The following is a 23351-nucleotide window of genomic DNA, read 5'->3' as shown; positions in this document are numbered from 1 at the left end:
GGATGGCCTAACTCCCGGCAGGGCGGGCCCGGTCGTCCGAACCGGCCACTGCGGACACGCCGGTTCCCGCGTCGGTGGTGTCCGGCGGGCCGAAGATCCGCAGGAAGGCGTCGACGGCGGCGCGGGCCAGCTCCAGTAGTGCGGCGTCGTCGATCGGGCGGGTGCCCATCCGGGTGCGGGCTCGGCCTCAACGACATCGGCCTGCCCGGGATGCTGAACGAGCCCGCGCTCCCGGTCACCGACCTCATCGGCGCACTCTCGGCGCTCGCCACCCGCGCCCGCCGGCACGGGATCAAGCCCATCATCGCGACCGTCACCCCGTTCGCCGGCGCCGCCGGAGCGGGACCCGGGTTCGACACCCCCGAAGCCCAGAGCACGCGCCGGCGGCTCAACCAGTGGATCCGCACCAACGACGCTTACGACGCGGTCGCCGATCTCGACCGGGCACTCCGCGACCCCGCCGCACCCGCCGCCCTGCACCCCGGCTACGACAGCGGCGACCACATCCACCCCAACGACGCCGGAGCCCAGGTCATCGCCCACACCGTCGCTGACGCACTCCTGGCCTGACCACGAGCCCCCACCCGGGTGCCCCGGCCGACCACGCCGGAGGTGTGCAGCCCCTCCTCATCGGGCTCTGGGGATCGTGGAGCGCTCGAGGAGCCCGACTCCGATTCGACCCCACGCGAGGATCTTGTTCGGGCGAGCGAGTTTCCACCGGGACGGTGGGCCGCCCAGCGCGGCCCGCCGGACTCCAGCCCGCCGGCGGCAGGTGCACGACCAGCCGCACCACCTGCGCCGGGCGGACACCAGCGGGGTAGGAGTCAGGACGGTGGTGCCGTCTGCGCGAGCAGGGCGCGCAGACGGGCCGGCAGGTCGGCCTCCGGCTCCGCCAGGGCTGCCAGCACACCCTCCCGCACCGCCGCCAGCCGCGCGGCGGTCGCTTCGGCTGTGCGACCGGCGGCCGCAGCGGCGGCGCGAGCCTCCGTGGCGGCGGTGTCCGCCCGGGCCGCTGCCGTGGCCAGTTCGGCGGCGCGGTGCCGGGCCTCGGTCAGTGCGGCCTCGTGCTGGGCGCGGAGCCCGGCGATCTGCTCGTCGCGTTCGGACTGCCACTGGTCGTGCGCCTGGCGGTGACGCTCCCGCTCCGCGGCGAGTGCCTGCTCGTGCCGGGTGCGCAGCTCTTCGAGGTCGGCGTGGTGCTGGGTGGCGAGGTCCCGCAGGTCCGTCTCCAGCTGCCGCGCCCGGGCGTGCGCGGCCTCCGCTTCGCTGCCGCGGGCCGCGGCCGCCGCCGTGAGCTCCTCGATGCGGGCCGCCGCGGTTTCGGTCGCGCGCTGCTGCTCGGTGGCCTGCTCGTCGAGTCGTTCCCGCAGCTGCCGGATCTCGCCCTCGGCGGTCAACCGGTCGGCGATGGCCCGCTGGGCCTGAGCCCGGTCGGCCGCTGCCCGATGCTCGGCCTCGTCCGCCCGCGCCTGCGCCGCGGAGGCCCGCTCCGCCGCCTCCGCCGCGGCCGCGTCCGCATCGGCGGCGCGCTGCTCGGCGGCCTCGGCCCTGGCCTCCGCGTGGGCTCGTGCGGTGTCGGCCTGCGCGGCCCGTGCCCGGGCGTCCGCCACCTCCGCGTCGAGCCGCTCGTCGAGTGTGGCGAGGGTCCGCTGCAGCGGGGTGATCTCCGCCAGCGCCCGGCTCACGTCCCGGCCCACCGCCGCCACGTCCAGACCGGGCAACGCCGGCCCGTAAGCGGCGAACGAGACCTGCTCGGCCTCGTCCAGCCGAGCGCACGTCACGTCCCGGCCACGGTCGTCCACCGCCCACACCGTCGTGCAGTACTCCCCCGGCCGGCCACCGCGTGGTCCCGGCTGTTTCCGCGGATGGCGCCGGCAGTACCGGCACAACCCCGGATCACTGATCGGCTCACGGTTCCCCGCGGCGTCCCGGCGCGGTGGGGGTGGTGTTTCCGGCATAACCGCAGGCTATCAGTTCTAGTTTCTTTACTTCAATCCTAGGTTAGAGTTCGTTATCTAGATCAAGCAGGCTCTCGCGATAATCACGGTTATCGCGGGCCCTCGTCAACCTCGTGCCGGAGGCGAAAACTGGGCGGTCGTCACCGTGACGAAACGCACCGGATGCCGGGGAGTAGGAACGGGAGGGCCGGTTCGAAGACCTCCGGCGGCGCCCCAACTGGGGGGTCCAGGAGGAGCGGAACACAGGGTTTCCGCAGGCCACGGTGGTCGGGAGAGCTTGGATGGCCTGGTCTCGTCCAGCATCTCCCGCAACCCCGCCAACGTCCGCGACCGCACCGCAGGCGGATGATCCACCAACTCCCGGCAGAACCGATCAATGTCCAGACGAAGAAGCTGGTGACGTTGTCGGCGCTGGCGTCGGCGATGGTGTCCGCGCGGGACGAGGGGTGGGGGCTGCGGCGGATCGCGACCTTCTCCGACGTGTCGCACGAGCAGGTTCGCCGGATGCCGGCCGTCGCTGGTGGATCGGACGCCGCCGGGTGATGGTCGACCGTGATGGTCACCAGGGTGAGCCGAAAGTGGTCGAACCCGAGCGGTGGGAGTCGGGCGATGTCGGCGGCGGCGGGGCGCTTGCCTTCGGCTCGGATGGCTTCCACGGCGCGTTCGGTCTAGCCCTTCAGATCCTTCGGTTCCATGAACGTGCCGAGAAACCGCACCGCACCCAACTGGACGGCCCAGCCGAGTTGCTTGCGGGCGCCGTTGCATGTCATCGCGTGGCGCGGGCGGTGGCTCGAGGTGGAAGAATCCGCCCAACTGGGTTCGGTCAGGGTCAGTGTTGAACCGGCCGTAGCGGGCACGCTGATCCTCGGTACGGAATTTGACCGGCACAGGCGCCTCCGCCGCTCGCGCCGTGACGGGAATTCTGCCAGCGCGTTGATCAGCAGGGGCCGAACGCATGGCGGCTGAGGTCGTGTCAGCCGCCATGCTTACGTTCAGCGGACTTGTCGTGCCCGGTCAAGGAGAATGAGCGGGATAGCGGTCGCAGCGAGGGTGGCCCCGATCAAGCAGACCGACGTGAGAACGGTGCCTTGGGTGAGTGAGGCGGCTGCGAGGACGGGGGTGCTGCTGATGCCCAGTTGGAATGCCGACACAGTGGTGGCACCGGCGAGGATCGGCGCATCGGCTGCGAGCGCGAAGACGCGTCCGTAGATGGCGGGGTTCAGCACGAACGCGGCGATGCCGAGCAGGAAGACCGTTGGCGCCGCTGCCCAGACCTGGTGGATCGCGGCAACCATCACGACTGACAGGATCACGATCGCCGATGCGCCCGTGAGCAGTGCGAGATGGGGGCGCTGGTCGGAGATGCGCCCGCCGATGGACAGACCGACGAAGGCGCCGACCCCGAACAGCGCGAGGATCGCCGGAATCCAGACCTGGGGGATGGCGGTGATATCGGCGAGCATGGCTGCCAGATAGTTGAACGTGATCATGTATGCCGCCGTGGTCAGGATCGTGATCGCGTAGATGCCCCAGAGCATCGGTTTTCGCATGGTGGCGAGCTCCCGCGACACCCTCGGCGCGGTGCGCCGGTCGGTGTTCGAGCCGACGGCGGGCACGCCGAGCAGGCAGCCGATCACCCCGGCGACCGTCAGGGCCGCCACCGCCCAGAAGCCGCCGCGCCATTGGGTGAAGTGGCTGAGGAGTGTGCCCGCGGGACCGCCGGCGACCATGGCCACGCTGAGCCCGCTGACCACGACTCCGGAGGCGCGGGCGTTGCGGTCCGGGGTCACCAGGCTGATCGCGGTCACTGACGCGACAGCGAAGAAGCCCGCGTAGGCGATACCCATCACCACCCTGGCGAGCAGCAGAACCTGGTAGTTGCCGAGAAGTCCGACGACGACGCCGACGGCGAACACGCCCTGGGTTGCCACCAGCGCAGCGCGGCCAGGCCAGCGCAGACTGAGCACCGCGAACGGTGGTCCGCCGATCACGACGGCGAGAGCGAACGCGGTGATCAGGTACCCGGCTGAGGAGAGCGTGACGTCCAGATCGGCGGCCACCTCGGGCAGTACGCCGGCCAGCAGGAACTCCGCGCTGCCCATCGCGAACAGGCTGAAGCCCAGCAGGTACACGCCGATGGGCAGTCGTTCACCGCGACGGGTTCGGGACTTCTCGGTGTCGGTGCTGACCATCAGCTCACACCCCCGACATGCGGCTGGTGGCTGGAGACGGCAGCGGACAGCTCCTGGTCGAGCAGCCAGCCGGTCATGTTCATGGCGGCAGCCGAGCCCGCGCCCGCGGCGGCGATGACCTGGGCACGGGGGTTGACCACGTTCCCGGCCGCCCAGAGCCCGGGGATGTTCGTAGCACCCTGGGAATCGACGACAACCAGTCCGCTCACCGGGTCCGTGGCCGCACCGAGCATGGTCAGGATCGCGGTACGGGGCGCTGGGCGGGGCGCCACGAAGATGGCCTCACACGTCACCGTCTCGCCGGTGTCGAGTTCGATCGCGACCGGATTCCCGCCCGCGGTGTCGGCGCTGGCGCCGATCCGCGTGACGCGCCCGTCGACCAGTCGCACGCCGTACGCGGTGAGGCGCTGCCGCTGGGCGGCGCTGACCTCGATGCCGTTGATGCAGTACGTCACCGACGAGCTGTAGCGGCGCATCAGCGCGGCCAGATGTGTCGATACCGCGCCCATCGTGCTGCCGATTACGGCGATGGTGCGCCCCCGCACTTCGTAGCCGTGGCAGTGCGGGCAGTGGTGCACCTGCGAAGCCCACCGTTCGGATAGCCCAGGAATGTCGGGTAGCTCATCGGTCAGCCCGGTCGCGACCAGCACCGACCGAGCGCGCACGGCGCGGTCGTCGTCGAGCCGCAGCTCAAACGTGCCGTCCGACGCACGGCGCGTGTCGACCACCGATGCCGGCACACGCGTCCCGCCATAACGAGCAAGCTCGTCCCGCCCCGTCGCCGTGAACTCACTCGGGGCCATGCCGTCCCGGGTCAGGTACGCGTGCACGTGCTCGGCGGGCCCGTTTCGGGGCTCACCACCATCAACGACCAGCGTCGCGAACTGTGCCCTCGCGAGCACAACCCCCGCCGACAACCCGGCTGCCCCACCACCGACGACGATGCTGTCCCACAGCGCCTCGGACACCGATCCCCTCGTTACCTGCGTCGTTGCATCCATTCGGATCACCTCCACCGCGAGGATCCGGGAGCTCGACCGACTTCAACAACTTCCGTTGCTGATTCCGGGACACATTGGTTGACTGCATCCCATGGACGATCAACCGAGCGTCGATGCCGTGATCGAGCAGATCGCTCCCCGGCTGCGACGCGCCCGCGAGAAGAACGGCGTCAGCCTGGCCGACCTCGCACGAGCCACCGGCATCTCGACGAGCACGCTGTCCCGGCTGGAATCAGCGCAGCGCAAGCCAAGCCTCGAACTACTCCTGCCGATCACCGCGGCTCTCGGCATCCCCTTCGACGAAATCGTCGCCGCACCACGGATCGTCGATCCGCGCGTGCCGCAGCAACCCACCAAGAAAGACGGCCGGGTGCTGATCCCGCTATCCCGGCAACAGGGAGAACCACGCGCCTACAAGATGACCATCCCCGCGCACGACGAACAGCCCCACCTGCGCACCCACGCGGGCTACGAATGGCTTTACGTGCTCCGCGGACAACTCCGCGTGAAATTGGGCGACCACGACTTCACTATGGGAGCCGGTGAAGCAGCCGAGTTCGACTGCCAGATACCGCACTGGTTCGGCGCCGCCGGACGCGGCAGCGTCGAAGTACTCAGCCTCTTCGGCAAGCAGGGCGAACGGATCCACCTCCGCACCTCACGACGCTGACGCAGAAGCACTCTCACGGCGCCATCCAATTGTCATCAAATGGTCCTTTGACGACAGGCGGCCAGCAGCGTCCTCAGATCATGCGGATCATCGGGATTGAGTAGTAGCGGTACAGCGGTTGGCGCTGAGATCGATCATGGTCGTCGGCTTGCACGTCGGACGCACGATCGCGGGGCCTTGGGCTGAACCTGAGTGCAGAGCTGTCGTGGGCGGCTTGGACTTGATCCGGGCTGCGTTGCGCAAGGCGGCGCGTGAGCTGGGCTGGAGGTTCGGTACCTATGGGTTCGACGGTGGCCGTGAGGGTATGACGACGCTCATCGGCATCCACGACAGCGTGAGATCCCGGAGCCGTACGCGCAGGTCGTGGAGGAACACCGGCAACGGCAGATGCGGGCCGCGGTTGAGCGCGTGTCCGCGAGGTACACGGACTTGGCCGACCCCGCACCGTCGAATCCGTCGCTGCGCGGCACACCCGTGTTGCAGACGAAGGAGTTCCTGGCGGCTGTCGCCGACCACGGCCTGGTGAAATAGTGCAGGTATCGCCAAGGTGAGCCCAGAAGCCGCCAGTTGTTGGTCGTGGAGTCATGGGGCGGCTCAGAGCCTCCGTGAAGCAGGCGCCGCCTAGACGGCCAGACGCCGCGCGACGTCCTCAGTGAGCCCGCCGCGGTCGACCGCGCGCTGTTGGGCGGGCGTGAGCCGGGTTTCCGCCGTCACCGGAGTCTCTCCTGCGTACAGCAGCGGCAGGTGTTCGAGCCGCTGCGTGTCGATGAGCCTCGCCGCGGACACCAGGGCGCTGGGCCGGGGCACCACCGCTCCCTCAAACAGTGGGTCAGCCTCATCGAGCATGCAGTCCTGCGAATCGACTCGGTCGCAGAAACAGCCACCGGCGAACGGGTTCCAGATGAGCACGTGCGTACCGCTCAAGCCGATGCAGATCGCCACGTCAGGGCTGGTCACATAGCGCTCCGGCCATGTGAACCCGCTTGTAGACCAGGCACACGGACCGAGTGCGGCACCACCGCGCGCTGGTACGCGAGAGAAGCTCAGTCAGGGGCAGCGGTGGTTTAGCGACTGCCGAGCTCTCCCTTGGTGAACCCGTTTTTGTGTGCCGCGAGCACAGTGGCGAGTGCAGGGACGAGCAGTGCGAGCGTGACCCAACTCAGCCAGGATGCATCCAATCCACTGAGGACGATGCCTCCGATGATGCCACCGCCGGCGATTCCGACGTTCCATCCGGTGGTGAGGAGTGCTTGGGCGACATCGCCGGCGTCGCCTGCTGCTTCGGCGACTGCGGTCTGCAGCAGAGTAGAGGTGCCGCCGAACGCGAGCCCCCAGAGCGCTGCGCTGGCGTAGACGAGCGAAGGCACGCCGGAGAAGATGCCGAGCAGCAGCGCGCATGTCGCGAAGAGCACACACGCGAGGATCATGAGGAGGCGCAGGCGCCGATGGACGAGCGCTCCGGCGATCCAGATGCTCACCAGCGACACCAGGCCGAAGGTGAGCAGCACGGCGTCGACTTGACCTGCCATGCCGAGCGGCTTGAGGAACGGGGCGATGTAGGTGTAGAGGATGCTGTGGGCGAGCACGAACGTGAGGGTCACGAAGAGCACGGGCGCTACGCCGGGAATGCGAATGGTACGGGTTAGCGGGAGCCGTGAGCCCTTGGGCTGTCCGGGGAAGCTCGGCACCGCCGCGATGACCCACACGATCAACGCGATCGTGAGGACGGTCATGATCCCGAACGCGTATCGCCACTCGACGAGCTTGGACAGAAACGCCGCAGCAGGAACTCCGACGGACAGGGCAACGATTGCGCCCCCCATCGCGATCGCCATTGCCTTGCCGCGCTGAGGTGAGGGAACCATCCGTACCGCGTACCCGGCCAACAACGCCCAGAGCAACCCGCCGACGATGCCGCCGAGGCACCGGGCGGCTAGCGTAAGTGCGAAGCTCTCGGAGAGCGCGGTGACGGTGTTGGCGATCGCGAGTCCTGCGATCGCCACCAGCAGCAAGTGTCGGCGCGGCCACCCGATCGTCGCCTTGGTGAGCGGGATCGCGGCGAGGATCGCCCCGATCGCGAAGACGGTGACGCTCTGCCCGGCAGTGCTCTCGCTCACACCCAGGTCTCGGCTCATCCCGGGAAGCACCCCGGCGGGCATCGTCTCGGTCAGGAGCGTGATGAACCCGGTGGTGGCCAAAGCCAGAAGACCCGCCAGTGGGAGCCGGGCGTTCGTTATCGAGGGAGACGGCAGAGCATCTGATCGTGTCATGGCCCTATGATCGAAGGGTGACATTGGTGTGAGGGTCAATTCGGAGTCCGCTGAGTCACACGACGCCAGCCACAGAGGGCGAGGAGAGGGATATGCGGATCGGTGAGTTGTCGACACGCACGCGGACTCCGGTGAGGTTGCTGCGCTACTACGAGGAGCAGGGACTGATCGCGTCAGATCGACTGCCCAACGGATACCGGGACTATGAGGAGTACGTCGTTGACCGGGTTCTCCAGGTACGAGGCCTGCTCGACGCAGGGCTGCCCACCCGGATCATCAAGCAGATCCTGCCCTGCCTGAACACCCCCCGCACGATCCACATGCCCTACGTCACGCCAGACATGGTCGCAACGCTCGAACACGAACGCGACCGCATGGCCAAAAAAATCGAATGCCTCACCAAGAACCACCGAGCCATCACCGACTACCTCGACGCCGTACGCCGCAATATCCAAGCCTCCTACTGAGGTTTTCGGTGTGGGGTCGGGAGGTAGCCGGTGATCGTAAGGCCGGTCTCGGCGAGGCAGCCGTCGATCAGGTCGGGCCGGTACTGAAGGTTTAGCGACAGGTCGAACCGTCATCGGCGGCGGCCGGCCACCGGAGAGGTGGCGCGGGCATGGTGGAGCTGGTCTACACGCGGGTGTCCACCGACGAGCAGAACACCCAGCGCCAGACCCACCTGCTCGCCGAGGCTGGGCTCGTGCCAGCACGCGGTCAGCCGGGTCGCCATCCGCACCGCCGTCGCCGACCTGCTGCCCAGCCGACCCGAACAACGGCACCCGCCGCCGACACATCACAACCGGTGCGCGTCGAGATGCCGGGCAAGATCGCCCGCCACCTGGCCGACCACGACGGCCTCGGCGAAGCAGGACGGGAAGCCCTGCGGAAAGGCCGCGAAGTGCGGCGTGCCCAGGGCTACAGCCTGCACGTCACCGCACCGCCCCACGTGCACCACGCGCTGCTCAACGCCGCAGGGGTGCTGGGCACCGACGGCGCGTCCCCAGCCGAGCGCAAGGCGCACCGCATCTACTCGGAACGACTGAACAGCTCGATCACCGCACCGACCGGCGCCGATCGACCAACACCCCCGTCAGCCGGACAGCCTCATCCACCAGAACACCAATCTCGTCCAACCGGCTGATCGCGTCCCGCAAGCCCGCATCCCCACGTGCGGCGCACCCGCTCGATCGCTTCCTCCGTACCCGCGAGCACAGCACCGATCGGCTCCAACACCACACCGCACTCGCCGGCCGCGCTGCGCTCGGCCTCCAGCCGCCCCAGTCCACCCGTACTGGTCGTCATGCTCACCAGGCGCGTGGCTCATGGCCGACAAGAACACGGACCCGGCCTCACAGAGCTGGAGCTGCCAGCCGCCGGGCGGAGACCGGCCGCCGGCACCCGTACGCGGCAGCCGGACGCCGACGCCCCTTGGGGCCACCACTCCCCCGGGCCTGGGCCGGACGTCACCGAAGGAACCGAGTGCTGCTGCGCGGGCCCATTCGACAAGATTACATATCCGGCTATAGGATTCCCGGCTATGGAACTCATCGACGTACTCGGCATCTGCGGGAGCCTGCGGCCCGGGTCGCTGAACCGGGCACTGCTGCTGGCCGCTCAGGAACTGGCCCCGGCTCCCTTCCGCGTGCAGACATGGGACGGCGAGGCGGAGGTTCCCCGCGTCCACGCCGCCATGGGGCGGCCGTTCCCCCCGGTCATCGGGGCCTTACGCGATCGGGTCGCGGCGGCTGATGTGCTGCTGCTGGTGACGCCGGAGCTGAACCGCGCGATTCCCGGCACCATGAAGGACATCGTCGACTGGCTCGGGATTCTCGCGCCGCCTCGCCCGCTGACCGGAAAGCCCGTCGTGCTGATGAGTGCCTCGCCGAACCGGTTCGGCGGCGCGTTCGCCCAGCTACAGCTCGGCGACCTGCTCCGGCGGTCCGGCGCCGAGGTCCTGTCCGACCTCGACGTCGTGGTCGGCGACGCCCATCGGCAGGTCGACGACCACGGTGTCCTGGTGGGCGAGGACCCCCGGCGCGAAATCACCGAACTCTGGCAACGCGTCCTCACCCAAATTCGCAACGACCGGCCGGCAGTACCGGCATGACCACCGGTCGTCAGATCGCCGCGGGCGCCGGGCCGGTGGGTTACGCGCTCGCGCGTGCCACCCGGGCGCACCGTGCCGTGTTGCACCGCCGGATGGCACAACTGGGCCTACATCTGGGCCAGGAACTCCTCATCGTCGACATCCACCACAACCCCGGCACGACGCAGGCGGAACTCGTCCAGCGGCTCGGCTTCGAGCAGCCCACCATCGCCAAGGCGCTCACCCGGATGGAGCGGACCGGGTTCATCCAGCGCACCGCCGATCCCGGCGACCGCCGGGTGACCCGGCTACAGCTGACCGAACGCGGCGAGGCCGTCGTGGCTGCCGTTACGGCCGCATGGGCGGAGGCCGACGCCCAGGCGACCGCCGGGCTCACCGACGAAGAAGCCGAACAGCTCATCCGCCTGCTGGCCACAATCAGCCACAGCCTCGAACAACCCCACTGACCCGAACCGAACGCCAGGAGATGACCATGGAGCTTGGCCTGGAAGGAAAAGTCGTGCTGGTGACCGGCGCCAGCACGGGGATCGGCAGAGCCACCGCATTGGCCTTCGCCGAGGAAAAGGCGCACATCGCCGTCGGCTACCACTCCAACACCCCCGCCGCCGCCGAAACGGTGAACCTGGCCGAACAACGCGGCGCTCGCGCGATCCGCTGGCAGCTCGACCTCGGCCGACCTGATTCGCTGGACGCCGCTGTCGAGCGCGCCCGCCGAGACCTCGGGCCGATCGACGTCCTGGTCAACAACGCAGTCCGATGGCCGGACCGGGCCCAGCCCGACGAGCTGTTCGAAACCGCACCACCCGAGCGATTCGCCACCTCGGTGAACGCCAACCTGATCGGCCCCTACCTGCTTGCCCGCGCGGTCGTCGCCGACATGCGCGGCCGCGGCTGGGGCCGCATCGTCAACGTCTCCACCGGCCTGGTCGAGGACGGCTTCCCCGGCAACGTCTCCTACGTCGCCGCCAAGGCAGGACTGCACGGACTCACGCGCGTCATGTCCCGGGAACTGGCCGCCGACGGCATCCTCACCAATGTCGTCATGCCCGGCTTCACCCCGGCGGACAAACCCCTGCCACCCGGGCTCATCGCACAGGCCGGCACCGCCGCCGCAACCCGCAGGGTCACCCACCCCGACGACGTCGCGCGGATGATCGTCTTCCTCTGCTCGACCGCGAACACCAACACCACCGGCGAAGCCATCAGAACCGATGGCCACTTCCTCAGCCCAGGTTGACCGGGGGCGGGCTCACCTCGTCACGGGACGTTGGCGGCGGCCGGTGCCGGTGAAATTCCTGACGGGGGGCACCATGCTCCATGCGGCCGGTTCGGCACCGACCCGACGAGACGCAGCTGGGCGGTTCTTCCGTACCGGTTGCTGACCGCCGGACCGGCCACGGTTCGGGAGGCGATTGCGGCCGCATCCACCCCGTCCGCGTGCCGGCCGCCAGGGCACACGGCGGCAGCTGCGATAGCCTGACCCGGATCGCCGTGAACCGGGATGGTGCTGTCATGAACGCTGGGCCGGCCGTCGAGCTGGCGCCGTACGAGCCGCGGCCGATGCCCGCACGCGCGCCGGACAAACCGGTCCTGCGGCGCCTGGTGACCGAGCTGGTCGCCGAACTACCGGGGCTGCGCGACGATCCGGCGGACGAGCTCGGCCCGCGCGGGGTGACGCGGTCGTGGCTGCTGGAGATGAAGAGCCACCAGACCCGCCGTTCCTACTGGCGCGGACTGGGGTTGTGGCTGTCCTACTGCGACTGGCACCGCGTGGACCCGCTGGCCGCCCGGCTGGCCGACGTCAAGGACTGGATCGCCCTGCTCGACCCCGGCAGCCCGGTCACGTACAACGCGCGTCTGGCCGCGGTCAGCTCGTGGTACACCGAGCTGATCAACAACCGGGCCCACGACGACAACCCCGCGCGGCTGGTCCCCCGGCACAAGCGGGACCAGGAGTCGCAGACCCGGGCATTGACCTACGACGAACTCCTCGCCCTGCTCGGCCACGCCCGGGCCCGCGCCGCCGGCACCGGGACCGAGCCCGCGCTGCGCAACCTCGCCATCCTGGAGATCATGGCGACCACCGCCGTGCGGTCCGGCGCGATCCTGCACGCCCGCTGCGGCCCGGACGGCGACCTCGGCGTCGACCGCGGCCATCGGATCCTGCGTTACGTCAACAAGGGCGGCCACCGCAAGACGGCCGACATCCTCGGCCGCGCCGACCTCGCACTCAGCAACTACCTCACCGCCCGCGCCCGCCGGGAAGGCACCCCGGTCGCCGAATTGTCCGGCTGGCTGTTCGCCACCCGCACCGGCACCCCGCTGACCTCCCGGGATCTCGGCAACCTGCTGCGGGAGACCGCCCGCGGCGCAGGACTCGACCACCCCGACGACATCGTGCCGCACTCCTTGCGGCACACCGTGCTGACCCTCGGCTACGAACAGGGCGTCTCCGTCGAGGACCTGGCCGACCTCGCCGGCCACGAAAGCGTGGCCACCACGCTGATCTACGTCCGCCGCAGCCGGCGCCGCCAGACCACCCAAATGCTCGCCGACCTCACCAGCGGCACCACCGGCCCCGCCACCAGCGCGCCGCAACCGGAGGAACAGCGTCATCTCCGGCTGGTCCGCGACGCCTGACCGCCCGGCCTTGACACCGCCCGCCCGCCGTGGCTCACTGTCCACACTGTACCCATGGCGAGCGGAGCGCACAGTGAGCAACGCAGTTCTGGACGGGTTCTCCTACCTCGAATGCCCGCGCTGGCACGAGGAACGGATCTGGTTCGCCGACTTCTACACGCAGCGGGTGTTCTCCGCCACGGAGGACGGCGGCGACCTGCGGGTGGAGGCGGAAGTGCCGCAGCAACCGTCCGGGCTGGGATGGCTGCCCGACGGCCGCCTGCTGATCGTCTCGATGCGCGACGCCCGCCTGCTGCGCCGCGAACCGGACGGCACGCTCGTCACCCACGCCGATCTGTCCGCACACGTCACCGGCCACCCCAACGACATGGTCGTCGACGACCGGGGTCGCGCCTACGTCGGCAACTTCGGCTTCGACCTGATGAACGGCGCGCCGATCGCGCCGGCCGGCCTGTTGCGCGCCGACCCCAACGGCACCGTCACCGTGGTCGCCGAGGAGATGTTGTTCCCCAACGGCAGCGTCATCACCGATGACGGGGTGCTGCTGGTCGACGAGACCTTCGGCAACCGCGTGACCGCCTTCGACATCGCCGCGGACGGTTCCCTGACCAATCGGCGCACCTGGGCGAAGTTCGGCGAGCCGCCCACCGAACGCGAGCTGGAGGAAGCGCTTCCCCAGCTCGTGGTCGCCCCGGACGGCTGCTGCCTGGACGCCGAGGGCGCGCTGTGGATCGCCGACGGGCTGGGCGGACGGCTGGTCCGCGTCCGGGAGGGCGGCGAGATCATCGACGAGATCAGGCCGGGCACCGGGGTGTTCGCGTGCATGCTCGGCGGCGCCGACGGACGCACCCTGTTCGCCTGCGCGGCACCGGACTTCTCCGAGCACGCCCGCAAGGACGTCCGGGAAGCCAGCCTGCTCGCCTTCCGCGTCCACGTTCCGCGCGCGGGACGCCCCTGAGGTAGCGGGCGCCACGCACCGATCGGGCTAGGCGCCCGGCTGACCCCACAGCTCGGCAACCTCGGCGGCCACGCGCAGGCCCTGCTCGTACCCGGCGCGCGCGGCCGCGTCCCGGACCGAGGGGTCGAGCGGGTTCGGTCCCATCGCCTCGCTCGTGGCTTCGTCCGCCTCGACCACGAGCACCCGCGAGCCGTCCTCGCGCAGCGCGGCGATCTCCGCGTCCAGGTCGTGGTCGCCGGGAATCCGGATGACCTGCAACACCAGCACCCGGTCACAGCCGGCGGCCAGGTCGGCGTTCCTCATGCTCCGCACCCCGCCGTCGACGTAACGGCCGCCGTCGATGGTCACCGGCGGCCAGGTGCCCGGCACAGCGGAGCTGGCCGCGACCGCGTCCACCAGCGAGACGCCGGACTCGGCGGTGAACACGCGCTCGTCCCCGGTCGCGGCGTCCACCGCGACGATCTGCAGCGGCGCCGCGGGCCACTCGTGCGAGGGCAGGCGAGCCTCGATCACCTTCAGCCGTTCGGCCTCCGGCACGGTCTCGGCTGCCAGGGCGATCTCACCGATCCGCCGACGTGCGTCACGAGCGTCGGTCGCCGCGTCGGTGGCGGCGGCGAACATGGCGGCGGCGGCCTCGGTATCGATGTTCGCCGGGATCTCCGGCGCCTGCAGCGCCGGATCGACCTGGCGCTGGAACAGCTCGGCCAGCGGGGTGCCGCTGGTGATCTGGGCGGCCACGGTCGAGCCCGCGGAGGTGCCGACGAAGCGGTCGGCGTCCAGTACGTCCACTCCGGACTCAGACAAGCCGTACAGCAGGCCGATTTCCCAGGCGATTCCGGCAACTCCGCCACCGCCGAGCACAAGTGCGCGTGTCATGCCTCGATCGTAGCGGTGCGGGTGGCACCGGCGAGTGTGTCGTTGACGATCAGCAGCCAGGCCCCGCAGATGCAGCGGCGGTAGTCCACGCGGCCGGTGGACACCGGGTGGCGCGATCCGCCACCGCGGAGTTCGGTCATCGGCCACTGGCAGCGAGGGCAGCGTTCGTCGGTCATGCCCTCAGCGTGCTGTAATGGTTCAGTGCACTTCAACCCTTACGGCGGTCCGGCCGCTCAGGTGGCGGCGGGCCTGGTCAACATGCCGGACGCGGACGCCGCCGGGCTGCTGCGCATGATGCGTGCCGCGGGCATGTCGCTGACCCGCCTCACCGACGCCGACGCCCGCGCGGCACGGGCGTGGGGCCGCCGCCTGCGGCCGGTGTTCACCGAACCCGGCCCGGACCGGCGGGTCGACCTGGTCAACGAGCTGCTGGCGGAGACCGCCTGCCGTCCGTTCGTCTCCCGCCACGACGGGCTGCCCGCACACCTGCACTACGCCGCCGAGGACGACCCACTGCCCCGCCGCATCCGGGCCTTCACCGCGGGCGGCCTGGCGCACCTGCTGTGCGAGGACCCGGACCGCCTCGGCGCCTGCGCCCGCGACGGCTGCGAGATCGTCTTCGTGGACACCTCGCGCAACGGCCGCCGCCGGTTCTGTTCCACGCGCTGCGCGACGCGGGTGCACGTGGCCGAGCACCGCGCCCGCGCCTCCTAGCGCCGCACGGCGCGGTGCCGCCGCGAGGAAAGCCGGTGCCCGCCGGGTCCGGTGCGGCGCACGGCGGAGGCGGAGAGGAGGGTCGCGGCGGCGAGGCTGCCCCAGAGGGCGAACTGGCCACGGGACGCGAGGCCGGTGATGACCGCCGGGGAGACGGCGAGCCCGAAGCCCGTGGACAACTGGAACCGGGAGAGCGCGCGCCCGAGGACCCGCGCCGGGGCCATCGCGGTGACGAGCGCGGTGGCGCTGCCCGCGTAGATGATTTCGCCGAGGGTGCAGACCACGGACACCGCGGCGATGGCCGGGGCACGCCAGCCGTAGCCCAGGGCGGCGGCCGCGAGGAAACCGAGGTAGGACGCGGTGAGCACCACGCCGGCGAGAGCGAGCACGGACCGGCGGGAAAATCGGGACAGCAGCACGGTGACCGGAACCTGCAGGGTGACCACCAGCACCGTGTTGGCCACGAAGATGGCCGCCGACCACACCGGGGAGGCGTGCATCTGCGTCACCAGGACCAGCGGGAGCGCGATCTCGGGGACGTTGAGGCAGAAGACGTAAATCACATTGGCGGCCAGCAGCGCGCCCATCCGGGGTGCGGGCTCGGCGTCCCCGGCCTCGGCAGTGCCGGGGTCGGTGCCGGAGGCGGTTTTGGTGGCAGTGGCCGGATGGGCGTGCACGTGGACCGACCACGCGAAGGCCGCCGCGGTGAGGTAGGCGAGCCCGGTGACGACTGCCAGCACCCGCAATGCGGTGGTGCCGCCGGCCAGGCACGCGGTCGCGAGGAGGCCGCCCGCGCCGAGGCCGGCGTTGCGCAGGGCGCGGCCCCCGGCGAGGGCGGCGTCGCGTTCCCGGCCGTGGGCGATCGTGGACACCAGGGCCGCGTGGGCGGCCGGCCACGCCTGGTTGCCGATGCCCAGGAAGAGCGCCGCGGCCGCGAACATCCAGACGTTCCCCGTCGGGGTGGCCAGCAGCAGCGCCACGCCCAGCACCCGCACCAGCATCGACGCCGCCACGACCGTGCTGCGAGCGCCCCGGTCCAGCCACGCGCCCACCGCGGGCATGCACACCAGGCCCACGACGATGCCTGCGGTCATGGTGGTGCCGGTGACCGGCGCGGACAGCCCCAGCACCGTCACCCCGTAGAGCAGCAGAAAGGGCCGCAGCAGGCCGGTGCCGAGCGCGTCCACGGCCAGGGCGACGGCGTAGCGGGGGCCGCCGGAGGCCCGAAGGAGCGCGCGGGGACGGCTGTTGGTGGCGTTCGGCACGACGCCCACGGTTCTGCCGGGCGGCCGGGCGCGGCAAGCCGGTTGACGGATTTCGTCAACCGACGGCGCCGTTCACCGCCCAACCAGGGATGATGGCGGCCATGACGCTGCGCATCGACATCACCGGGCTGCCGGCCGAGCGGCTGCGGTTCGCCGTCTCGCCGCTGGCCGAGCTGACCGCGATGTTGCACGTCCTGGCCGAACCCGGACATCACCCGCGGCTGGCCCCCTGGGCCGGGGACGTCTGGGCCGGGCTACCGCCGGAGCTGGCCGAGCGGCTGCGCGAGGCGGAGTTCCTCTGGCGTTCCTCACGAGCCGATTTCCTGGTCCCCGCGCGGCCCCGGCAGACCCTCGCCGAGGAGCTGGACGATGTGGACCGCCTCGACGACGAGACCTACGTGTCCGCCGCGCTCACCACCACGTGCGGCAGCAACCGGGTCCGCTTCGGGTCGCCGTCGCCACTCGCCGACGCGACCGCCCGCGACCGGGCCCTGGAACTGGCCCAGGCCCGTGGCGCGCTCCAGGAGGCGTTCGCTGAGCGGCTGCTCGCGGACCCGGCCGCGGTGCGGGCGCGCGTCCGGCAGACCCTGGAACAGTGTGCCGAGGCGTTCTTCGACGCCGCCTGGTCGGGCATCTCCGGGCAACTCACCACCGACCTGCGCCAGAAGAACGACCTGCTGCAACGCCAGGGCATCCGGGCGGCACTCGCCTCGGTCTCCGGCGCGCTCACCCTGGCGCCGGACGGCGACTGCATCGTGGTGGACAAGCTGCAGGACAACGCGACCGCCGCGCACAGCAGCGGGATCACCTTCATCCCCACCACCTTCGGCCGCCCGCACCTGGTGGTGATCCACGCGGCCGGCTGGCAGCCGGTGGTGCAGTACCCCGTCGCCGAGCCGCCAGAACCGGTGCCGCTGGACACAGTCACCCTCCGGCTGGAAGCACTCGCCCATCCGGTCCGGCTGCGGCTGCTGCGCACCCTGGCGCGCGGCGCGCACACCACGGGCGAGCTGGCCCACGCCTGGAAGCTCTCGCCCCCGGAGGTGTCCCGCCACCTCGCCGTCCTGCGTCGCGCGGGACTGCTCACCTCCCGGCGGCGCGGGCGCTACGTCCACTACACCCTCAACGTGCCCGAGATGACGACACTGGGCACGGACCTGCTCGCGGCTGTCCTGCGCTGAGCAGCCGCGGCACGCCTCACCGTGGGCCGGACGGGAGGCTGTGGGCGGTGACGCCGTGGCGCCCCGCGGGCGCGTCCAGGGTCACCGGGGCCGTCACGCTGGCCAGGAGCCGCAGCGCCGCCTCCGACGGCGAGCCGGGCTCGGCCGTGTACGCGATCAGGTGCTGGTCCGCGGCGCCGGGGATGACGAGGTTTTCGAAGCTGAGTGCCATCGCGCCGACCAGCGGGTGGTGCAGGTGCTTCACCCCGGACGTACAGGTGCGGACCGGGTGCCGCGCCCACAGCGAGGCGAACTCGTCGCTGTTCATGCTGAGCTGACCGACGAGCTCGGCCAGGGCGCGGTCGTCGGGGTGGCGGCCGGCGACCAGGCGCAGACTGGCCACGGCGAGTACGGCCTGGTCGTGCCAGTTCGCGTACAACCGCCGGTATTGCTCGTCCAGGAACAACATCCGGGTCATGTTGGGCCGGGTGCTGGGCGTGTCCGGGGAGCCCGGCGCGAGGTGCGCGGCGAGCAGGGCGTGGCCCAGCCGGTTCCACGCCAGGACGTCGTTGCGGCGGTCCAGGATCAACGCCGGCACGTCGGTCATGGCCGCGAGCAGCTGCCGGGCCGAGGCGCTGGCGTGTTCCACGCGGGGCGGTGCCGGCCGGGACGACGCCGCAGCCGGGCGGGCCAGGTCCTTCAGGTGGGCCGTCTCGTCCTCGGTGAGGCGCAGGGCGCGCGCGATGGCCTCCAGCAAGCTGTCCGACACGCTCGCGGCGCGCCCCTGCTCCAGGCGCGTGTAGTGGGTGATGCTGACGTTGGCGAGCAGCGCCAGCTCCTCGCGGCGCAGCCCGGAAACCCGGCGGCGGGCCGGGTGCGGGGTGAGGCCGACGTCCTCGGGGCGCAGCGCGGCGCGGCGGGACTTGAGAAAGTCGCCCAGCTCGGTCAACACGCGCAGGCATCCCTCCAGGTCGGTGGACTGACATCCCCATGATGCCCGCGGGCCCGGACCGCGGGAAGCCGGGAGGGTGGTCATCCCGTGACTACCCTCCCGCCGGCTGCGCACCACGGGGTTCTGGCTGGGAAACCGCGCCGGCGCGAGCCTTTCCACGATCACGCGGGACGCGAGTGCGCCGCGTGCGGAACCCGGGAAGGGAATCGACGTCATGTCTGTCACTGGTGTGGAGGCGCCCGCCGCCGGCACGGCACCGGCCGCGCTCACCCCTCGGCTCCGGCTGGTGCTGGTGCTGCTGCTCACCACGCAGTTCACGCTGGCCGTGGACTTCGCGATCCTGAACGTGGCACTGCCGGTGATCGGCCGGGGCCTGGGCTTTTCGCTGGGGCACCTGCAGTGGATCGCCACCTCGTTCGCGCTGTGCGCGGCCGGCTTCACCCTGTTCTTCGGGCGGGTCGCGGACCTGTTCGGCCGCCGCAGGTTGTTCCTCGGCGGGCTCGCCGTCCTGGGCGCGGCCTCGCTCGTGGGCGGGCTGGCGCGGACCCCGGAGATGCTCATCGCGGCCCGCGTGTTCCAGGGGCTGGCGACCGCGGCCGTGACGCCGGCCGGGTTGTCGCTGCTGACGACCGCGTTCCCGGAGGGTCCGCTGCGCGCGAAGGCGCTCGGTCTCAACGGGGCGCTGATGTCCACCGGTTTCACCGCCGGCGCGGTCCTCGGCGGCCTGCTGACCGACCTGCTCTCCTGGCGCTGGGCGTTCTTCCTCAACGTGCCCGTCGCTCTGGTCGTACTGCTCGTCGCCCCCGCGGTCATCAAGGAATCCCGGCCCGGCGGGCGTCCCCGGCTGGACGTGCCCGGCGCCGTGAGCGTCACGCTCGGCCTGCTGGCCGTCGTCTTCGGGCTCACCCAGGCCGGCGAACAGGGCTGGGATTCGGCAGCCGCGGTGTCGTCCCTGGCGGTTGGCGTGGTGCTGCTGCTGGTGTTCTACGCGGTCGAACGCAAGGTGCCCGCGCCGCTGGTGCCCGTCGGTGTGCTCGGCAAGCGCTCGGTGGCCTGGGGCAATGTCGCCGGCCTGATCGCGTTCCTCACCGAGACCTCCCTGGTCTTCCCGCTGACCCTGTACCTCCAGAACGTCCTCGGCCTCTCCCCGCTCGCCGCCGGCCTGTCCTTCGGCGTGCTCGGCGCGGGGACGGTCCTGGGCGGCAGCACGGCGTCGAAGGTCATCGGGAGGATCGGCAGCAAACGGACGTTGATCGCGGGCGGCCTCCTGCAGGCCGTGTTCACCGCGGCCCTGCTCGGCCTCGGTGCCGATCCCGCCTGGATGTGGCTGATGCTGGTCGCCGGTTTCGCCGGCGGGGTCGGCAACATGCTCGTCATCGTGGGCTTCATGGTCACCGCCACCTCGGGGCTCGCCAACCACGAACAGGGCCTGGCCACCGGACTCGCCACCATGACCCAGCAGGTCGGCATCACGATGGGCACGCCCGTCATGAGCGCCGTCGTCACCGCCGCGATGGCCGGCACCGGAGCCGCGGCCATGCTCGGCGGGCTGAAGGTCGCGATCGCGGTGAACGCCGCCCTCGTGCTCCTCGGCGTCCTCACCAGTGCCGTGTTCCTGCGTGGCAGCAGGCCGGCCGGGCGACCCTGATCGACGGCTGTGCCCACTTTCGCACCCCGGCCAGGTCGCGAATCGGCGCGCGACTTCCCTCTGGTGGTCGTCCACAACGGAGGAGGTGACCACTATGCGAGGGGCCGGGGCAGGGTGCCGGAACGCAGTAAGCGCTCGCTTAGAGTGGGCGCATGAGTCAGCGTTTCGTCGCCCTGGGCGACTCCTTCACGGAAGGCGTCGGCGACCCCGACGCGACGCGCCCGAACGGCGTGCGGGGCTGGGCCGATCGCGTGGCCGAGCAGCTGGCGGCCGCCGACCCCCAGTTCCGTTACGCCAACCTCGCGATCCGGGGACGGCTGCTCGACCAGGTGATCGCCGAGCAGCTCGGGCCCGCGCTGGCGCTGCAGCCCGACCTGGTCTCGCTCTACGCCGGCGGCAACGACCTGCTGCGCCCGAAGGCGGACATCGATGCGCTGGCCGCCCGCCTGGAGGACGCCGTCGAACAGCTCGCCAAGACCGGGGCGACGGTGCTGCTGTTCACCGGCGTCGACGGCGCCGAAGACCCGGTGTTCCGCAAGCTGCGCGGCCGCACGGCGATCTACAACGAGCACACGCGCGTGATCGCGGCCCGGCAGGGCGCGCGCTTGGTGGACATGTGGGCGATGCGGCAGCTGCGGGACCGGCGCCTGTGGTCGGCCGACCGGCTGCACCTCAACTCCCTCGGCCACACCGAGGTCGCCATCGCCGTGCTGGAGGCACTCGGCCGGCCGCACGGGCTCTCCCCCGCCGCGCTCGGGCCGCGTGAGCCGGCCGACCGGCGGCGGCAGCGCGCGGAGAACCTGCAGTGGGGCCGCGAGCACGTGCTGCCCTGGATCGGCCGCCGCCTGCGTGGGGAATCCTCCGGCGACACGCTCGCCGCGAAACGACCGCGGCTGCTGCCGGTGGACTGAGCCCGCTCGCCGCGCGCGGAGTACCGGTCACGCACCGTGAATCTTGGTTCTCAACTGGACATCGTCACCCGTGTGAGGGATCGTTCCAGCAAGTGTGAGGCCAGTCACAGGAGGCACGACGGACATGGTTCTCGGGCGAAACGAAGCGGACAACGTTCTCCAGGAACAGGGCCGGCAGCAGCGCAAGCAGGTGCGGCGCGCCGCCGTCGCCAGCGCCATCGGCACCACCATCGAGTGGTACGACTTCTTCCTCTACAACACGGCAGCGGCACTGATCTTCCCGCACCTGTTCTTCCCCGCCTCCTCCAGCTACGCGGGGGCGATGCAGTCGTTCGCCACCTACGCGGTCGGGTTCGCCGCCCGCCCGGTCGGCGCAGCGATCTTCGGCCACTGGGGCGACCGGATCGGCCGCAAGGCCACGCTCATCGTCACCCTGCTGATGATGGGGATCGCCTCCGGCCTGGTCGGCGTGCTGCCGGGCGCGGCGACCATCGGCATCGCGGCCCCGCTGCTCCTGGTGGCGCTGCGGCTGATCCAGGGCATCGCGATCGGCGGCGAGTGGAGCGGATCGGTGCTGCTCGCCATGGAATGGGGCAACCAGCGCAAACGCGGCCTGCTGGGCAGTTTCGCGCAGATCGGCGTGCCCGTCGGGCTCGTCCTGGGCACCGGCGGCATGACCCTGCTGTCCGCGGTGCTCTCCGACGCGTCGTTCAGCTCGTGGGGGTGGCGGATCCCGTTCCTGGCCAGCCTGGTGCTCGTCGCCGTCGGCCTGGTGATCCGGCTGCGCATCCTGGAGACCCCGATGTTCGCCAAGATCGTGGCGCAGCAGCGGACCTCGCGCAGCCCGGTGAGCGACGCGATCAAGCACCACTGGCGCGAGATCCTGCTCTCGGCCGGGCTGCGGTTCAGCGAGCAGATGCCGTTCTACCTCTACACCAGCTACGTCCTGGTGTACGTGGTGGCCCAGCACCACTACTCGAAGACGTTCGTGCTCAACGCCGTGCTGCTCGGCGCGGCACTGGAGCTGGCGCTGATCCTGTGGTTCTCCCAGTTGTCCGACCAGTTGGGGCGCAAACGGGTCTACCTCACCGGCGCCGTGCTGACCGGGGTGCTGGCGTTCCCGTACTTCGCGATCCTCAAGAACGGCGGCATGGTCATCATCTTCATCGCGATCGTGGTGGCGATGATCCCGCACGCGATGCAGTACGGGCCGCAGGCGGCGCTGATCGGCGAGAGCTTCCCGACGCACCTGCGCTACGGCGGCGCCGGACTGGGTTACCAGCTGGCGTCGGTGTTCGCCGGCGGGCCGGCGCCGTTGCTGGCCACCTGGCTGCTGCACGTGACGGGCACGCCGTACTCGATCTCGGCGTACGTGGTGTTCTCGGCCGCGGTCACGATCGTCTGCGTGGCGCTGCTCAAGGACCGCTCCCGCGCCGACATCAGCGACGACACCGTGTACCTCCGCGCCCGCTCAGTCGCGCGGTAGGCGGGAGGTCATCAGCAGCTGCGTGCACCGGAAGTGGGCGATCACCCGTCGCTCCGGGCCCGCCGCCGTGACGGTCGCGTCCCACACCTGGGTGGTGCGGCCGTCATGGCGCAGGTCCGCGACCGCTTCGACGTCCTCGCCGGGCCGGGCGGCGCCGACCAGGTGCGTGACGAGGTCGATGGTGGCGAACGTGTCCCGGCCTGCGGGCAGGGATGCCAGGCAGCCGTACCCGCAGGCCGTGTCGGCGAGGGCAGCTGCACCTCGAGCGCATCCGCCAGGCCCAGCTCCTCCTCGAGGACACCGACACCCCGCTCGAGCACATCGCGGCGCGCGTCGGCATGGGCACGGCAGCCACCTTGCGCCGCCACTTCACCCGCACGATCGGCACCACGCCCAGTGCCTACCGGGAGGCGTTCCGCACTCCGCCGGCGGTCGCTTCCGGTCAGCCCGCCTAGGCAGTGCGTGCCCGGGCTCCACCGGAAGTCCCGCCGCCGACGTGCTGGGGCCGACCAGGCGGACAGGATCACGCCTCGCGGAGATCGG

At 70.9% G+C, this 23351-nt stretch carries 27 protein-coding genes; 16 read left to right on the top strand and 11 right to left on the bottom strand.

Annotation, left to right across the window (positions count from 1 at the left end; all coding sequences use genetic code 11):
* Window positions 1-7: 7 nt before the first annotated feature.
* A complete protein-coding gene (locus tag FHX46_RS14705) occupies window positions 8-169 on the bottom strand; it encodes a hypothetical protein (protein WP_167114620.1) in 162 nt (53 codons plus the stop codon).
* Between FHX46_RS14705 and FHX46_RS14700 the strand changes: the two genes are divergently transcribed.
* Entirely contained in the window at window positions 139-570 is a 432-nt protein-coding gene (locus FHX46_RS14700; protein WP_390622621.1) for a GDSL-type esterase/lipase family protein, read from the top strand. The genes FHX46_RS14705 and FHX46_RS14700 overlap by 31 nt on opposite strands.
* Window positions 571-824: 254 nt before the next feature.
* Here FHX46_RS14700 and FHX46_RS14695 read toward each other — a convergent pair whose 3' ends face one another.
* Complete coding sequence (locus FHX46_RS14695; protein WP_313886144.1) at window positions 825-1802, bottom strand: hypothetical protein; 978 nt, start codon at window positions 1800-1802, stop codon at window positions 825-827.
* Window positions 1803-2303: 501 nt separating this feature from the next.
* On the opposite strand from FHX46_RS14695, the gene FHX46_RS14690 reads away from it, so the two are divergent.
* Entirely contained in the window at window positions 2304-2501 is a 198-nt protein-coding gene (locus FHX46_RS14690) for a hypothetical protein (RefSeq protein WP_167114614.1), read from the top strand.
* 449 nt (window positions 2502-2950) lie between these two features.
* On the opposite strand, the gene FHX46_RS14685 is transcribed toward FHX46_RS14690, so the two are convergent.
* Window positions 2951-4150, bottom strand: coding sequence for an MFS transporter (locus FHX46_RS14685; protein WP_167114611.1), 1200 nt, complete (start codon window positions 4148-4150; stop codon window positions 2951-2953).
* Window positions 4150-5118: an NAD(P)/FAD-dependent oxidoreductase gene (locus FHX46_RS14680; protein ID WP_313886143.1), complete on the bottom strand. Its 969-nt coding sequence runs from the start codon at window positions 5116-5118 to the stop codon at window positions 4150-4152. Before FHX46_RS14680 ends, FHX46_RS14685 begins: the two co-directional genes overlap by 1 nt.
* A gap of 124 nt (window positions 5119-5242) precedes the next feature.
* On the opposite strand from FHX46_RS14680, the gene FHX46_RS14675 reads away from it, so the two are divergent.
* Window positions 5243-5821 carry a helix-turn-helix domain-containing protein gene (locus FHX46_RS14675; RefSeq protein ID WP_167114608.1) on the top strand — a complete coding sequence of 193 codons (579 nt, stop codon included), beginning with the start codon at window positions 5243-5245 and terminating at the stop codon, window positions 5819-5821.
* Between the two features lie 621 nt (window positions 5822-6442).
* Here FHX46_RS14675 and FHX46_RS14665 read toward each other — a convergent pair.
* Together FHX46_RS14665 and FHX46_RS14660 are read right to left on the bottom strand one after the other, a co-directional pair.
* Window positions 6443-6778 (bottom strand): hypothetical protein, encoded by a 336-nt coding sequence (locus FHX46_RS14665; RefSeq protein ID WP_167114607.1) that lies wholly within the window; start codon window positions 6776-6778, stop codon window positions 6443-6445.
* Window positions 6779-6885: 107 nt separating this feature from the next.
* A complete protein-coding gene (locus FHX46_RS14660) occupies window positions 6886-8091 on the bottom strand; it encodes an MFS transporter (protein WP_167114604.1) in 1206 nt (401 codons plus the stop codon).
* A 92-nt stretch (window positions 8092-8183) separates the two neighbouring features.
* On the opposite strand from FHX46_RS14660, the gene FHX46_RS14655 reads away from it, so the two are divergent.
* The 7 genes from FHX46_RS14655 (at window position 8184) to FHX46_RS14625 (ending at window position 13796) form a co-directional block, all read left to right on the top strand.
* Window positions 8184-8558 carry a MerR family transcriptional regulator gene (locus tag FHX46_RS14655; RefSeq protein WP_167114601.1) on the top strand — a complete coding sequence of 125 codons (375 nt, stop codon included), beginning with the start codon at window positions 8184-8186 and terminating at the stop codon, window positions 8556-8558.
* Window positions 8559-8707: 149 nt separating this feature from the next.
* Complete coding sequence (locus FHX46_RS14650) at window positions 8708-9232, top strand: hypothetical protein (protein ID WP_167109608.1); 525 nt, start codon at window positions 8708-8710, stop codon at window positions 9230-9232.
* 396 nt (window positions 9233-9628) lie between these two features.
* Complete coding sequence (locus FHX46_RS14645; protein ID WP_167114598.1) at window positions 9629-10198, top strand: NADPH-dependent FMN reductase; 570 nt, start codon at window positions 9629-9631, stop codon at window positions 10196-10198.
* A complete protein-coding gene (locus tag FHX46_RS14640) occupies window positions 10195-10644 on the top strand; it encodes a MarR family winged helix-turn-helix transcriptional regulator (protein ID WP_167114596.1) in 450 nt (149 codons plus the stop codon). Before FHX46_RS14645 ends, FHX46_RS14640 begins: the two co-directional genes overlap by 4 nt.
* Window positions 10645-10670: 26 nt before the next feature.
* Window positions 10671-11435 carry an SDR family NAD(P)-dependent oxidoreductase gene (locus FHX46_RS14635; RefSeq protein ID WP_167114593.1) on the top strand — a complete coding sequence of 255 codons (765 nt, stop codon included), beginning with the start codon at window positions 10671-10673 and terminating at the stop codon, window positions 11433-11435.
* A 275-nt stretch (window positions 11436-11710) separates the two neighbouring features.
* Window positions 11711-12838 carry a tyrosine-type recombinase/integrase gene (locus tag FHX46_RS14630; protein ID WP_167114590.1) on the top strand — a complete coding sequence of 376 codons (1128 nt, stop codon included), beginning with the start codon at window positions 11711-11713 and terminating at the stop codon, window positions 12836-12838.
* A gap of 73 nt (window positions 12839-12911) precedes the next feature.
* Window positions 12912-13796 carry an SMP-30/gluconolactonase/LRE family protein gene (locus FHX46_RS14625; RefSeq protein WP_167114587.1) on the top strand — a complete coding sequence of 295 codons (885 nt, stop codon included), beginning with the start codon at window positions 12912-12914 and terminating at the stop codon, window positions 13794-13796.
* Window positions 13797-13823: 27 nt separating this feature from the next.
* On the opposite strand, the gene FHX46_RS14620 is transcribed toward FHX46_RS14625, so the two are convergent.
* Together FHX46_RS14620 and FHX46_RS14615 are read right to left on the bottom strand one after the other, a co-directional pair.
* A complete protein-coding gene (locus tag FHX46_RS14620; RefSeq protein ID WP_167114584.1) occupies window positions 13824-14672 on the bottom strand; it encodes a patatin-like phospholipase family protein in 849 nt (282 codons plus the stop codon).
* Complete coding sequence (locus FHX46_RS14615) at window positions 14669-14848, bottom strand: hypothetical protein (protein WP_167114581.1); 180 nt, start codon at window positions 14846-14848, stop codon at window positions 14669-14671. Before FHX46_RS14615 ends, FHX46_RS14620 begins: the two co-directional genes overlap by 4 nt.
* Before the next feature lie 25 nt (window positions 14849-14873).
* Here FHX46_RS14615 and FHX46_RS14610 point away from each other — a divergent pair, with 25 nt between their 5' ends.
* On the top strand, window positions 14874-15386 hold the full coding sequence (locus FHX46_RS14610) for a CGNR zinc finger domain-containing protein (protein ID WP_167114578.1): 513 nt from the start codon (window positions 14874-14876) through the stop codon (window positions 15384-15386).
* Here FHX46_RS14610 and FHX46_RS14605 read toward each other — a convergent pair.
* Complete coding sequence (locus FHX46_RS14605) at window positions 15383-16651, bottom strand: MFS transporter (protein ID WP_208400150.1); 1269 nt, start codon at window positions 16649-16651, stop codon at window positions 15383-15385. The two genes, FHX46_RS14610 and FHX46_RS14605, sit on opposite strands and share 4 nt — an antisense overlap.
* A gap of 101 nt (window positions 16652-16752) precedes the next feature.
* On the opposite strand from FHX46_RS14605, the gene FHX46_RS14600 reads away from it, so the two are divergent.
* Entirely contained in the window at window positions 16753-17832 is a 1080-nt protein-coding gene (locus tag FHX46_RS14600; protein ID WP_167114573.1) for a DUF5937 family protein, read from the top strand.
* Window positions 17833-17848: 16 nt separating this feature from the next.
* Here FHX46_RS14600 and FHX46_RS14595 read toward each other — a convergent pair whose 3' ends face one another.
* Window positions 17849-18763 (bottom strand): helix-turn-helix transcriptional regulator, encoded by a 915-nt coding sequence (locus FHX46_RS14595; protein WP_313886142.1) that lies wholly within the window; start codon window positions 18761-18763, stop codon window positions 17849-17851.
* A gap of 214 nt (window positions 18764-18977) precedes the next feature.
* Between FHX46_RS14595 and FHX46_RS14590 the strand changes: the two genes are divergently transcribed.
* From FHX46_RS14590 to FHX46_RS14580, 3 genes are all read left to right on the top strand, one after another.
* Window positions 18978-20411, top strand: a complete 1434-nt coding sequence (locus FHX46_RS14590; RefSeq protein ID WP_167114567.1) for an MFS transporter — start codon at window positions 18978-18980, stop codon at window positions 20409-20411.
* A gap of 152 nt (window positions 20412-20563) precedes the next feature.
* The gene (locus FHX46_RS14585; protein ID WP_167114563.1) at window positions 20564-21322 is read left to right on the top strand and encodes an SGNH/GDSL hydrolase family protein; all 759 of its coding nucleotides are present in this window, start codon (window positions 20564-20566) and stop codon (window positions 21320-21322) included.
* A gap of 124 nt (window positions 21323-21446) precedes the next feature.
* Window positions 21447-22808 (top strand): MFS transporter, encoded by a 1362-nt coding sequence (locus FHX46_RS14580; protein ID WP_167114560.1) that lies wholly within the window; start codon window positions 21447-21449, stop codon window positions 22806-22808.
* On the opposite strand, the gene FHX46_RS29135 is transcribed toward FHX46_RS14580, so the two are convergent.
* Window positions 22794-23018, bottom strand: a complete 225-nt coding sequence (locus tag FHX46_RS29135) for a PaaI family thioesterase (protein WP_390622651.1) — start codon at window positions 23016-23018, stop codon at window positions 22794-22796. The genes FHX46_RS14580 and FHX46_RS29135 overlap by 15 nt on opposite strands.
* A 2-nt stretch (window positions 23019-23020) precedes the next feature.
* On the opposite strand from FHX46_RS29135, the gene FHX46_RS14575 reads away from it, so the two are divergent.
* Window positions 23021-23263 carry a helix-turn-helix domain-containing protein gene (locus FHX46_RS14575; RefSeq protein ID WP_167114557.1) on the top strand — a complete coding sequence of 81 codons (243 nt, stop codon included), beginning with the start codon at window positions 23021-23023 and terminating at the stop codon, window positions 23261-23263.
* Window positions 23264-23351 lie beyond the last annotated feature (88 nt).

The sequence above is a fragment of the Amycolatopsis viridis genome (genome assembly GCF_011758765.1).
GTDB lineage: Bacteria > Actinomycetota > Actinomycetes > Mycobacteriales > Pseudonocardiaceae > Amycolatopsis_E > Amycolatopsis_E viridis.
This window is presented reverse-complemented; position numbering and strand designations above follow the sequence as displayed.